Below are 12,498 nucleotides of genomic sequence, written 5' to 3' on the forward strand. Positions count from 1 at the left end.
ACGGGAGTACGGTTCGGCCCTGCCACCTCGTTGTGCGCGTCAGCCGGGCCAGGTTCCGGTCAGGCGGCGGGTGGCGGTGGCTCCGCCACGGTCGACGACGGCTTTCACACCGGCGAAGATCGCTCCCTGCAGCACGGCCGCCGACACCACCTCGCGCCAGGTGCGGTGCTCGTCGGTGGAGTCCGGGGCGTCTTCCTCATGTCCGAGCTTCTTCCAGACCTGCTTGAACAGTCCGCCGGCCAGGACGCCGCTGAGGGCGCCCATGGCCAGGCCGACCGGCTTGTAGGCGATCTTCGAGGCTTTCATCAGTGCCTCCGGGCGCGGCGGATGAGCAACAGCGCGATGAGTGCGCCGGCTGCGGCGAGCAGCGGGGCCTGGTGGGCGCGGGCCGCCTGGATACTCTGGTCGGCTTTCTCCCGCACCGGTTGCGGCGCCTTGTCCCGGGCCAGCTCGCCAAGGTGCACGGCCTGGTGGCGTACCTGTTCGGTGGCCGCGGCGGCCTTGGCGCGCACCGGTTCGGGGGTCTTGTCCTGCACCGCGTGGGCCGCCTGCGTGGCCTTGTCCTTCAGTTGGGCCGTGACGTGTGTGGTCTTGGTGGTGACCTGCTGTTTCACGGCCGTGGTCTTCTCCGCCGCGCGCGTCTTGACGTCGGTCTTGGCGGCGAGCGCCTCGACGGTCTCGCCGAGTTCCTCACGGGTCGCCTCGACCTGCTTGCGCAGTTCCTCCGGGGAAGGCGCTGCCTCTTCGCCCGGCTGCGGGTTGTCCTGGGTCATCGCTGTGCCCTCTCCTTGATCTCGGCCACGTCGGCCTTGACGCCGTCCACCGCCTTCTCGGGCATGGGCGGGGATGCCTTTCTGACCTGCTGCTTGCCGAGCACCGCCATCAGCGCGGTGACGGCTGCCAGCACGCCGGTGACGATCAGCGCCGCCAGCCACACGTCCATAACGAGCGAGAGTGCGGCGATCACGGTGGCCACCAGGGCCTGCAGGGTGAGCACCCCCATCAGGCCGGCGCCGCCGAACAGGCCGCCGCCCTTGCCGAACCGCTTGCCCTTCTCGGTCATCTCCGCCTGCGCCAGCCGCATCTCGTCGCGGACCAGCTGGGAGAGCTGCTGCGAGGCACGCTGGACCAGTTCGCCCACCGGTTCCTGCGCGCTGCTGCCCGGGGCGCGGGCAGGACCATCTGCTGTCATGAGTGCTCACCTTCCTTCATCCCACCGTCCGACCTGCTGCCGAGTACCCCGGCCGCCCCGCATCACCGCCCGTCACCACGGCAGATGACGGGCACCCCGGACCAGGGTGGCCACGGCCAGTCCGATCACTGCTCCGGCGGCCACGTCGGAGGGTTGTGCACGCGCTGAGCGGCCACATCCTCCTGCGGCACGCACTCCGCGGGCGCGCGGCGCCGCTGGTACAGCGGCTTGACGACCGCGTCGGACAGCGACAGCACCTGTGCCGCCTTCATGGCCGCCACCCGCCGAAGGCGGCCATCGCTGCGGCTGCCGCCCGCCGGAGATTGGCGTGCTCGTGCTCGGCCGCTTCCTGCACCGCGGGCGCTGCCTGTCGCAGCCAGGGCGGCCCTACGCGATCACCGGCCTGACCAGAGCCCGGGGTGAGGCCCGGCGCGGCGGTCCGCCGCCTCAGTCGAGGCGGCGGCGGTCTTCCTCGTCCCACTTACGGGTGTCCCGCGGCTGCACGTACGGCTCCTTCCCGGCCGGGTGACCGCCGGCCACGGCGCGCTGGCGGTGCATTTCGGCGTCGAACTCCAGGCCCAGCAGGATCGCCAGATTCGTGATCCACAGCCACACCAGGAAAATGATCACTCCGGCGAACGTGCCGTAGGTCTTGTTGTAGGAGGCGAAGTTCGCCACGTACAGCGCGAAGGCGGCCGAGGCGACCATCCAGATCATCAGTGCCAGGAAGCTGCCCGGGGTGATCCAGCGGAAGCCGCGCACCCGGGCGTTCGGCGTCGCCCAGTACAGGATCGCAATCATGAGCGTGACGAGGAGGACCAGCACCGGCCACTTCGCGATCGACCACACCGTCAAGAACGTGTCCCCGACACCGAGCGCCGTGCCGACCTCGCGAGCCAGACCCCCGGTGAACACCACGATCACCGCACTGACCACCGCGAGGACCATCAGCACCACGGTCACGCCGACGCGCACCGGCAGCACCTTCCACACCGGGCGACCCTCCGGGACGTCGTAGACCGCGTTCGCACTGCGGATGAAGGCGGCGACATATCCGGACGCCGACCACACCGCGAGTACCAGACCCACGATCGCCATGACGGAGCCGATGCCGGCGTTGCCCTGCATCTGCTTGACCGCGTTGGTAAGGACGTCGCGCGCCGCACCCGGGGCGAGCTTTTGGATGTTGTCCAGCACCTGCTGCGTCACCGACTGTCCGACGATCCCCAGCAGCGAGATCAGCGCCAAGAGTGCCGGGAACAGCGCCAGGATCCCGTAGTAGGTCAGCGCCGCCGCCCGGTCGGTCAGCTCGTCCTTCTTGAACTCCTTCAAAGTGCCTTTCAGCACCGCCCCCCAGGAGCGCTTGGGCAGATCCGTCGGAGTGTCCGGCGCCTGCCGCTCCACCTGCTCACCTGGCCCGGCTTGCGTCCCCCGCCCGGCCCCGGCCTCCTGGTCGGTCGCCGCGTGACTGTCGTGCCTTCCATGCCGTTTCATAGTCCGCACCATGGAGTCCGGGTAGCCGGGCGCCCGTGCCCTCACACCCCTAATTCACCACAAATCACAATATTTCGCTTTCGCCACCGAGACCGAGTACGGCACGATCCTTCCCGGCCACGGCGCACCGACCACCCCTGCCGTCTGGGCCGAGCTCACCGACTACGTCGACGCCGGCCGCGAACTGCTCGGCGACGACGGCGACGCCGCGTCCGGCGCTCGCCTGCACCGCCAACGGCGAAGAACGCCGCGCTGGAGATCGTGTCGATGCGCCCGAGGATGGACAGAGCCTCTGGAGCTCGGCGGCGCGGGAAGGACGCTCTGGGCTCGAACCTCGTTCAGGAGTCGGCCAGCTCCTGGTGCAGCAGGTCGGGGCGGGCATCGGCGAGGTCGAAGGCACGCCAGAGACCCTCCAGGAGTGCGGGCTCGATCCGGCAGATGCGCCTGCGGTCATCACGCTCCAGTGCGATGACGGCAGCCGTGCGCGGTTGGCCCGAGGTAGCCCAGGGCGGCTCGCACCGGTCGCAGCGCGGTGCGCCGGGATTCTGGACTCCCGAACGTGCCGCGTGGGAAGACGAGCGCGAACTGCGGCTCCCTCCGGACGACGTCCTGGACCTGGTCGTGCTGTCGAATGGGACGGACCGGCCCACCGACATGACAGCGCAGGCGCCCAGCTCCCGGCACAGCTCTTCGTATGGTCCTACCTGTCCGACCCCGACCGCCCTGGCGGCCCCGGGCCCGGGAAAGCCGGCCGGCGCGGCGTGGTCCGCCGAGTGGGGGCGGCCCGGGGGCGGTGGCGCCCCCGGGCGTGAGTGACATGTCAGGTCAGGTGAGCCAGGAGTTGGAGGCGCAGGCGGTGGCGGTGACCCACACGTGGGACATGATGTTGTCGTCCACGGGTCCGACGGTGCTGCCGTCGCGCCTCTGGAACCTGTTGTCGGTCAGGTTGTCGGCGTACTTCTCGCCCGGTGCGAGGCAGGTGTACCCGCTCACGTCGCTCTGTCCGGGAAGGTAGTAGAAGGCTACGACGTCCTTGCCGCCGATCGTTCCGCTATTCATGACGGACGAGGCCTGGTTCTGGTCACCGCTGGTGAACGGGCCTTCGTTGTCGGACCAGTTGGCGTCGTTGCCCTGGGTTGCACCGAGCAGGGTGCCCTGGCAGTCGGGGTCGGCCCAGGCGCGGACGTACCCGTCCCGTCCCGGCCACTTCGCGTTGCAACCGGCTCCCTGGACCGAGGCCTGAGCGGAGGTGACCGGTACCGCCAGACCGAGTGCCGCCAGCCCGATGACTGCGGCGGCTGAAGCGAACTTTCGCATGATTCTCCCTATTTGTCTGCCTCGTTTGAGGCGCACCGGTCCTCTGTTGGACCAGCGTGGAAATCTGTGGGTCAGGTCCGGGGGCCGACGATGCCTGCCGCCCGGACGTATGCCTCGCGCTCGATACGGCGGCTCGTGTCCAGCGCCTGGCCGTACCGGCCGAGCAAGGCGTTCACGTAGTGCTTCTCGCGTTCCTTGCCGATGGCTGCCAGCGATGCGGTGCGGGCGCAGGTGGCGTCGGCGACGGCGAGCCGTCGCTCGGTTGCGAACGTCTCGTCGGACGTGCTGCGCAACGCCCGTTCCTTCGCTGCCTGACGTGCCGCTCCAGGGTCCTTGTAGGGATGGCCCGCGCGTTCCATGCACGTCGACCAGACGCGCAGCGCCGCGACGAACTGCTTGTCCCGCATCACCTGGGGGACGTAGAGCGGCTGCAGATTCGAGGCGATCTTGTTGGCCCGGAACCACGCCTTCGGATCTCCGTACAGCCGTTTCTCGGCCTCGGCCACGCATCCGCCCATCTGTCGGCTGATGGTGGCACCGTTCGGGAGCTCCGCGGTGATCTCCGGCGCGTCGATCCCCCCGTCCAGAGCGTCGTCGTACGCCTTGCGCCGCTCTTCGGAAAGGCCCTTGCGGTAGACGAGATTGGGGTTGGTGAGCCGTGCGCGGTCTTCCTTGGCCGCGATACGGCTGCCGTACCCGTGCTTGCGGGCCCAGGCGACATCGTCCGCCACATAGCCGAGCGTCCGGCTTTCCTCCAGACTCGGCCGCTCCGCCTCCCAGTACGTGAAGCCCTGCCGGTTCAGGCACCGCTTGATCAGGCGCTGCTCGGCATCCGCGATCCGCAGCTCCTGCGCGAGGGTGAGGTCTTCGCCGACTGTGGCGGCCTTGACCCGGGCGGCCGGTGAGGTGCGCTGGGCCGCGTCGGTGTCTGCCGTGCAGCCGGTCAGGGCGAGGCAGGCCAGTGCGGCGATCACACCCACCGTGGCGGTCGCGCGTGCTGTGCTGCGTCCAATCGCTACCACCGTCCAGCGTGAGGCGTCGGCGCGCTTCATCGGCATCCTTCCCGGGCGAAGTCCAACTGGGCTGCTCTTACGCACCGTTGACGCCCTGGAAGGCACGTCCGTATGACGTGGACCGTGGATTTGTTTTCTTGCACCTGGAGTCATACGACGGCGGCGCACGCACCGTCTTCCAGTACGCCCGGCGCTGCGTCCTCACGGGAGCCGACGGGGCTGCCGGGCTCGGTGCACGTCGTGTTCTGGGGTTGTTGCGGGAGTGGCGTTCATAGTCGCGGGCGAGACGTCGGCGGTGCATGAGCCAGCCGATGCTGCGCGCGATGGTCCACCGTCTCGGGATGATCGCGAACCCGCGGGCACCGGACGGGCGTTGGACGGGGTGGGCGTGGATGCCGAGGCGGGCGCCGTGGTCGATGGCGGTGGCGCGCAGCCCGCGTCCACCCGGGCCTTCGTGATGCTCGGGTCCGATGATCCGTGTCCCGGCGTCCGTGTCCTGATCCGCGAGGTGGACATCGGCGGAGGTCTTGGTGGCCTGGGAGTCCAGCACGCAGGCCGACGGCTGCCGGCCTGGACCCTCGGCTTCGCGGACATCGCGTGCGGCGGTGGCCGGCCCACCGCCGTCCACGGACCGGATCGGCCGGCATCAAGGGCGCGATCCGATCCCGCATCGCATCAGTGATCACCCATCGGAAGGGCATATCCGATCTTCCGACCAGAGCGTCAAAGGGGCACGACCCAGCCCCGAAGCGCGGTGGTCATCCGGAAACCGTGGGCATGTCCGGGTTGCCGTAGTAGGCGTCGGGTCCGTGCTTGCGGGTGTAGTGGCGTTCCAGTAGATGACGCGGTGGTGGGGCGGTCGGGCTCAGCGACAGGGTGTGGAGGGCGATGTCGGCGACCGCCTCGCAGATGATCGCGTGTTCCAGGGACTTGCGGGCGGTGGCACCCCAGGTGAAGGGGCCGTGGTTCGCCACAAGAGCCGCCGGGACCTCGACGGCCTTCTGGTCCTCCTCCCCCAACAGGTCCACGATGACGACGCCGGTGTTGTACTCGTAGTCCTTCGCGCACTCCTCGGGGGTGAGGTCGCGGGTGACGGGGATGGGTCCGTTGAAGGTGTCGGCGTGGGTGGTGCCGAGGACGGGGATGTCGCGGTGGGCCTGGGCGAAGGCGACCGCGTGGGTGGAGTGGGTGTGGGTGACCCCGCCGATGGAGGGGAAGGCACGGTAGAGGCAGCGGTGGGTCTCGGTGTCGGTGGAGGGGCGCAGATCACCCTCCACGACCGCGCCGTCGGACAGCCTCACCGTCACCAGGTGGTCCAGGGCGAGCTCCTCGTAGGGCACACCGGACGGCTTGATGACGAAGACTCCCGCCTCGCGGTCGACTCCACTCACGTTCCCCCAGGTCAGGGTCGCGAGACCGACCTGCGGGATGGCCAGGTTCGCCCTCAGGACCTCCTCGCGCAGGCCGTCGCGGACTCGTAGGGTCATCGTTCGTCTCCTTCGAGGCGGCCGTCGGTCATGGTCACAGGGCTTGGGCAAGTCGGTGGTAGGCGGCGTTCCAGCGGATTTCCTTGGCGAACTGGTCGGTGGTGGTGTGCTCGTCGATGGTGAGGAGTTCGACGCCGGTCATGGAGGCATAGTCGGTCAGGGTCTCGAGGTCGACGGCGGAGCTGAGCACGGTGTGGTGCGGGGCGCCGGCCAGCAGCCAGCTCTCGGCCGACTCCGCGAGTGACGGGCGCGGCTTCCACACCGCCCGGGCCACGGGGAGCTGAGGCAGGGGCTCGCTGGGGCCTACGACGTCCACGGCATTGGCGGTCAGCCGGAAGCGGTCGCCGAGGTCCGAGAGGCCGACGACGACGGCGGGTCCCTCGGCCGCGTCGAAGACCAGACGGACCGGGTCCTCGCGGCCGCCGATGGACAGCGGGTGGATCTCGCAGCGCGGGCGGGAGGCAGCTACCGAGGGGCAGACCTCCAGCATGTGCGCGCCCAGGATGCGCGGGACACCCGGGCCGAGGTGGTAGGTGTAGTCCTCCATGAACGTGGTGCCGCCGGACTCCCCCTGGCCCATGACCTTCATCGTGCGCAGCAGCGCGGAGGTCTTCCAGTCGCCCTCGCCGCCGAAGCCGTAGCCGTCCGCCATCAGGCGCTGGACGGCCAGGCCGGGCAGCTGGCGCAGGCCGCCGAGGTCCTCGAAGTTGGTGGTGAAGGCGGTGAAGCCGCCCTCGGTCAGGAAGGTGCGCAGGCCCAGTTCCTGACGGGCCGCGTACAGGAGGGAGTCGTGGCGGATGCCGCCCGGGCGCAGGGAGGGGACCACGTCGTACGACTCGACGTACTCACCGGCGAGTTCGGCGGCCGCCTTGTCCTCGACGGCATCGACCACGGCCACCAGGTCATTGACCCCGTAGGTGTTCACCGAGAACCCGAACCGCATCTGCGCCTCGACCTTGTCGCCCTCGGTGACCGCGACATCGCGCATGTTGTCGCCGAAGCGCGCCAGGCGCAGCGTGCGCGCCGCCTGGCGGCCCGCGGCGGCTCTCGTCCAGGCGGCGACGCGCCGGATCACACGGGGGTCGGTGGCGTGTCCGGCGACGATCTTGCGGTCGATGCCGAGCCGGGACTCGATGTGGCCGAACTCGCGGTCCCCGTGGGCGGCCTGGTTGAGGTTCATGAAGTCCATGTCGATGCTCGACCAGGGCAGCGACAGGTTGTACTGGGTGTGCAGATGCAGCACGGGGCGATCCAGGGCGCTCAGGCCCGCGATCCACATCTTCGCCGGGGAGAAGGTGTGCATCCACACGATCACCCCCACGCAGGTGTCCGAGGCGGTGGCCTCCAGGCACAGTCGGCGGATCGAGTCCGCGTCGGTGAGCACCGGTTTCCACACGATCCGCAGGGGGATCGGTTCGGCCGCGTCGAGTCGCTCGGCGATCTTCCGTGCCTGGTGGGCGACCTGGTTCAGGGTCTCTTCGCCGTACAGGCCCTGGCTGCCGGTGAGAAACCAGATCTCCTGGCCGGCGGACGGTATTTCGGGAGCGGTCATGACGACGGTTCCTTTCGAAGGGGGCTACTGAGTAAGGGAGTTGGGGCCGTTCAGGCGGAGACCTCGGCGCGCAGACGCCGTAGCCGGTGCATGACCTCATTGGCACCGCGGCCGAAGTAGTCGTGCAGGAGCCGGTACTCGGCGTAGAGGCGGTCGTAGGCCGCGGCGCGCTCGGGGTCCGGCTGGTAGACGCCGCGGTCGGCCTTGCCCATGGACCGGGCGGCGGCCTGGATGTCGGGGTACGCCCCGGCCGCCACCGCGGCGTGCATCGCCGCACCGAGGGCCGGGCCCTGGGCGGAGCCGATGACGCCGAGGGGGCGGCGGGTGACGTCCGCGTAGATCTGCATCAGCAGCGCGTTCTTCGTCAGGCCGCCCGCGACGATCAGCTCGCCGACCGGCACCCCGGACGTCTCGAACGCCTCGATGATGGTCCGGGTGCCGAAGGCGGTGGCCTCCAGCAGGGCGCGGTAGACGTCCTCGGGGCGGGTGGACAGTGTCAGGCCGACCATCACACCGCTGAGGTCGTGGTCGACCAGGACGGAACGGTTGCCGCTGTGCCAGTCCAGCGCGATCAGTCCGTGCTCACCCACCCGCTGCCCGGCCGTGAGAGCCGTCAGGTGTTCGTGGGCGTCGCGGCCGAGGGCGGCGGCCTCTTCGGCGTACGACGCCGGGAACCCGGTACGGACGAACCAGCCGAAGATGTCGCCGACCCCGCTCTGCCCGGCCTCGTAGCCCCACAGGCCCGGCAGGATGCCGCCGTCGACGACGCCGCACATGCCGGGCACCGTCTCGTTGCGGTCGGAGCTCATCACATGGCAGGTCGAGGTGCCCATGATGGCCACCATCTGGCCCGGCTCCACGGCACCCGCCGCGGGTGCCGTCACATGGGCGTCGACGTTGCCCACGCAGACCGCGATGCCCTCTGGCAGCCCGGTCCAGGCCGCCGCCTCGGCCGTCAACCCGCCTGCCAGGCCACCGAGTTGGCCGATCGGCTGTTCCAGTTTCTCCGTCACGAAGTCGGCGAAGCCGGGGTTGAGCGCCGCCAGGTAGGCCCGGGAGGGGTAGCTGCCGTCCTGGAGTTGGCCCTTGTAGCCGGCGGTGCAGGCGTTGCGGACGTACGTCCCGCACAGCCGCCACACGATCCAGTCCGCCGCCTCCACCCAGCGCTCGGTGCGGTCGTAGATCTCGGGGTCCTCCTCCAGCACCTGGAGGGCCTTGGCGAACTCCCACTCGGAGGAGATCTTCCCGCCGTAGCGCTGGAGCCACGGCTCCTTCCGTTCGGCCGCCAGTGCGGTGATGCGGTCGGCCTGTGCCTGGGCGGCGTGGTGGCGCCACAATTTGACGTAGGCGTGCGGGCGGGAGGCGTACTCGGACAGCTCGCACAGGGGCGTGCCGTCGGCCAGTACGGGGAGCACTGTGCAGGCGGTGAAGTCCGTTCCGATGCCGATCACTTGCTCAGGGCGTACACCGGCTGCCGCGAGCGCTGCCGGCACCGCGTGGCGGAGCACGTCGACGTAGTCCGACGGGACCTGGAGGGCCCAGTCCGGGGGCAGCACGGTACCGTCCGGCAGCTCCCGGTCCAGGACCGCGTGCCGGTACTCGTGCTCGGCCGTCCCCAACTCCGCGCCGTCCCGCACGCGGACCACCACGGCCCGTCCGGACAGCGTCCCGAAGTCGACTCCTACGACGCAGGGTTCGGGGTTCGTGGCTGTCTCTTGTCCGGCGTTCACCGGCGGCCTCCTCCACACTCGGGTGTTCGGCATATCGATCCAGGTTCGAAGAAATGCGAGCGAAGGGTCGGCGAAGTCCACCAGCCCGACGTCCTAACTCCGACTCCTGCCGAAGTAACGAGCGCGCGCCCGGTCGAGCAGGATGGCGACGCCGAGGACCGCTCCCTGGACGACCTGCTGGTCGTAGGGGCTGACCTTGAGGGCGAGCAGGCCGTTGGTGATGAACTCCAGCAGGATCGCGCCCGCCGCGATGCCCGCGATACGGCCCTCACCGCCCGAGAGTGACATCCCGCCGACCACCGCGGCGGCGATCGCGGTGAGTTCCCAGCCGGCGCCGACCGAGGGGTCGGCCACGTTCATACGGCCGATCACCAGGATGCCGACCAGACCGGCGAGGGCCGCGCTGGCGACGTAGGTGGAGGTGATCCGGCGCGCGGTCGGGATGCCGGCCAGCCGGGCGGCCTCCTTGTTGCCGCCGACCGCGTAGATCTGGCGGCCCACGTAAGTGCGCTCCAGGACGAACCAGGCGACGGCCGCCGCGCCGACGAAGAACACGGCGGGGACCGGTATTTCGCCGAGGTAGTACTGGCTCAGGTTGCTGAACATCGGGTCGAGGTTGTTGATGGGCGAGCCGCTGGTGATCGCGAGCGCCGTGCCCTGCGCGACGGTGTAGGTGACCAGGGTGATCACGAAGGGCGGGACGTTGAGGCGGGTGACCATGACGCCGTGCCAGAGACCGACGCAGGAGGTGATCACCAGCGTGAGCAGGATCGCGAGGGGGGCGGGCAGGCCCTCGTTGACGTTCATCCAGCCGGCCAGGATGCCGGCCAGACCGGCCAGCGCGCCCACCGACAGGTCGATGCCACCGGTCAGGATGACCAGTGCCTCACCGATCGCGAGGATCCCGACCTGCGAGAGGTCGCGGCCCATCACCTGGAGGTTGCCCACGGCCGTGTACGTCTCCGCGTTGGCGGCGATGGCCACGAACACCACCACGCAGGCGATGATCACACCGGCCTCCGGGGAGGCGGCGAGTCTGCGGGCGAGGGTCGATGCGGCCGAACGGGAGCGCGGCGCGACCTCGTTCGGGACGAGCGTGCTCTGCGCGCTCATGCTGTAACTCCGTTCGTCACGTGGTGGTTGTCGGCAGGAGCGGTGCCGGCCGCGGCCGTCATGATCCGCTCCTTGGTGGCGTCGGCCCGGTCGATGACCGTGACCACCCGCCCGTGGTTCATCACCGCGATGCGGTGGCAGATCCACAGCAGCTCCTCCAGCTCGGAGGAGGCGACCACGATCCCCATGCCCTGCTCCGCCGCCTGGTCGATCAGCTTGTAGATCTCCGCCTTCGCGCCCACGTCCACGCCACGGGTCGGCTCGTCGAGCAGCAGCAGGCGTGGTTCGGCGGCGAACGCCCGGCCGAAGATGGCGCGTTGCTGGTTGCCGCCGGACAGCGAGCCGATCGGCTGCTCCACCGACTGCATCCGGACGTTGACGTTCTCGGTGATCTTCCGTGCCTCGGCGCGTTCCCGGCCCGGTGCGAGCAGACCGCGGGTGCTGATCCGCTTGAGCACCGAGACGACGACGTTCGCCCGGATGGACGCGAACAGGACGAGCGACTGCTCCTTGCGGTCCTCGGGGATCAGCGCGATCCCGGCCGCCACGCCGTCACCCGCGCCCCGCGGCCGGTAGGGCGTGCCGCCGAGCAGCATCCGGCCGCCGGTCGAGGGCTGTGCGCCGGCGATCGTGTGGACCAGGCGGCTGCGGCCCGAGCCCATCAGCCCGGCCACGCCCAGGATCTCGCCCTCGCGCACGTCCAGGTCGACCGGTCCGAGGCCGTCCGCGGTCAGGCCCTCGGCCTGGAGCAGGACCGGGCTCGTCGCGGGCGGAGCCTTCGGCTCGCCCTGCGCGACCTCGCCGCCGACCATCTCCCGGATCAGCCGTTCCTCACTGGCCTCGGCCGGTTCGAGGTCGGCGACCAGCCTGCCGTTGCGCAGGACCAGGACACGGTCGCTGATCTCCCGCACCTCGTCGAGGCGGTGTCCGATGAACAGCACGGTGCCGCCGCGGTCGGCGAGTTGGCGGGCCAGGCCCAGCACCATCCGGGCCTCGACCGGTCCCAGGGAGGAGGTCGGCTCGTCCAGGATCAGCAGCTTGGGTTCGCGGCCCCAGGACTTGGCGATCTCGATCATCTGGCGGGTCGGCACCGGGAGGGTGCGGACCTCCCGGTTCACCTCGATCGTCTCGGCGGACAGGCCGATCTCTTCGAGCATCGCCTTCGCCTCGGCCCGCTGTGCCGTACGGTCCACCAGCAGCCGTCGCTTCGACTGGCGCGGGCGGCGGCCGAGGAGCAGGTTCTCGGCCACCGAGAGCTGTCCGACCAGCGGGAACTCCTGGGAGACCATGGCGATGCCGAGCTGTCCCGCGGCCTCGGTGGACCCGGCGGCGAGGGGCTCGCCGTGGATCAGGATCTCGCCGCCGTCCCGGTGCACCGATCCGGCCAGCGTGCCCATCAGTGTGGACTTCCCGGCGCCGTTCTCGCCGACCACGCCGATCACCTGGCCGGCGTAGAGGTCGAGTTCGGGCAGGTCGAGGACGCGCACCGGGCCGTAGGACTTGTGCACCGCCCGCAGCCGCGCGGTGACCGCGCGGTGCGGGGCGTTGTCCGGGACGTCGTCCTGGGCGTCGTCCGGGACGTTCTTCGTGGCCGTCATGC

Annotated in this window: 12 protein-coding genes and 1 pseudogene; all 13 read right to left on the reverse strand. The window is 70.1% G+C overall.

All coding sequences use genetic code 11. The features are described 5' to 3' along the window. Window positions 1–39: 39 nt before the first annotated feature. Window positions 40–306: a DUF4235 domain-containing protein gene (locus ACGFWE_RS00350; protein WP_352385670.1), complete on the reverse strand. Its 267-nt coding sequence runs from the start codon at window positions 304–306 to the stop codon at window positions 40–42. Beyond that, a complete protein-coding gene (locus tag ACGFWE_RS00355; RefSeq protein ID WP_352385668.1) occupies window positions 306–773 on the reverse strand; it encodes a DUF3618 domain-containing protein in 468 nt (155 codons plus the stop codon). The genes ACGFWE_RS00350 and ACGFWE_RS00355 overlap by 1 nt, the downstream gene beginning before the upstream one ends. After that, window positions 770–1,192 carry a phage holin family protein gene (locus tag ACGFWE_RS00360; RefSeq protein WP_352385666.1) on the reverse strand — a complete coding sequence of 141 codons (423 nt, stop codon included), beginning with the start codon at window positions 1,190–1,192 and terminating at the stop codon, window positions 770–772. The genes ACGFWE_RS00355 and ACGFWE_RS00360 overlap by 4 nt, the downstream gene beginning before the upstream one ends. Before the next feature lie 125 nt (window positions 1,193–1,317). After that, the gene (locus ACGFWE_RS00365; RefSeq protein ID WP_393596788.1) at window positions 1,318–1,464 is read right to left on the reverse strand and encodes a hypothetical protein; all 147 of its coding nucleotides are present in this window, start codon (window positions 1,462–1,464) and stop codon (window positions 1,318–1,320) included. A 175-nt stretch (window positions 1,465–1,639) separates the two neighbouring features. Next, window positions 1,640–2,698 (reverse strand): YihY/virulence factor BrkB family protein, encoded by a 1,059-nt coding sequence (locus ACGFWE_RS00370; RefSeq protein ID WP_393596790.1) that lies wholly within the window; start codon window positions 2,696–2,698, stop codon window positions 1,640–1,642. An 813-nt stretch (window positions 2,699–3,511) separates the two neighbouring features. Further along, complete coding sequence (locus ACGFWE_RS00375) at window positions 3,512–4,003, reverse strand: hypothetical protein (RefSeq protein WP_352385660.1); 492 nt, start codon at window positions 4,001–4,003, stop codon at window positions 3,512–3,514. A 71-nt stretch (window positions 4,004–4,074) separates the two neighbouring features. Then, window positions 4,075–5,055 carry a hypothetical protein gene (locus ACGFWE_RS00380; protein ID WP_393596792.1) on the reverse strand — a complete coding sequence of 327 codons (981 nt, stop codon included), beginning with the start codon at window positions 5,053–5,055 and terminating at the stop codon, window positions 4,075–4,077. Between the two features lie 557 nt (window positions 5,056–5,612). Further along, a pseudogene (locus ACGFWE_RS00385) lies at window positions 5,613–5,717 on the reverse strand (IS5/IS1182 family transposase); the annotation flags it as partial. Between the two features lie 57 nt (window positions 5,718–5,774). Further along, window positions 5,775–6,503 (reverse strand): L-ribulose-5-phosphate 4-epimerase AraD, encoded by a 729-nt coding sequence (gene araD / locus ACGFWE_RS00390; RefSeq protein ID WP_352385659.1) that lies wholly within the window; start codon window positions 6,501–6,503, stop codon window positions 5,775–5,777. Between the two features lie 34 nt (window positions 6,504–6,537). Then, window positions 6,538–8,055: an L-arabinose isomerase gene (gene araA, locus ACGFWE_RS00395; protein ID WP_393596794.1), complete on the reverse strand. Its 1,518-nt coding sequence runs from the start codon at window positions 8,053–8,055 to the stop codon at window positions 6,538–6,540. Between the two features lie 50 nt (window positions 8,056–8,105). Continuing rightward, window positions 8,106–9,818: a ribulokinase gene (gene araB / locus ACGFWE_RS00400; protein WP_393596796.1), complete on the reverse strand. Its 1,713-nt coding sequence runs from the start codon at window positions 9,816–9,818 to the stop codon at window positions 8,106–8,108. Between the two features lie 60 nt (window positions 9,819–9,878). Next, window positions 9,879–10,898, reverse strand: a complete 1,020-nt coding sequence (locus ACGFWE_RS00405; protein WP_393596798.1) for an ABC transporter permease — start codon at window positions 10,896–10,898, stop codon at window positions 9,879–9,881. Then, window positions 10,895–12,496: a sugar ABC transporter ATP-binding protein gene (locus ACGFWE_RS00410; protein ID WP_393596800.1), complete on the reverse strand. Its 1,602-nt coding sequence runs from the start codon at window positions 12,494–12,496 to the stop codon at window positions 10,895–10,897. Before ACGFWE_RS00410 ends, ACGFWE_RS00405 begins: the two co-directional genes overlap by 4 nt. Between the last annotated feature and the right edge of the window lie 2 nt (window positions 12,497–12,498).

It is taken from the genome of Streptomyces sp. NPDC048523 (genome assembly GCF_043199815.1).
In the GTDB taxonomy this organism is placed as follows: Bacteria; Actinomycetota; Actinomycetes; order Streptomycetales; family Streptomycetaceae; genus Streptomyces.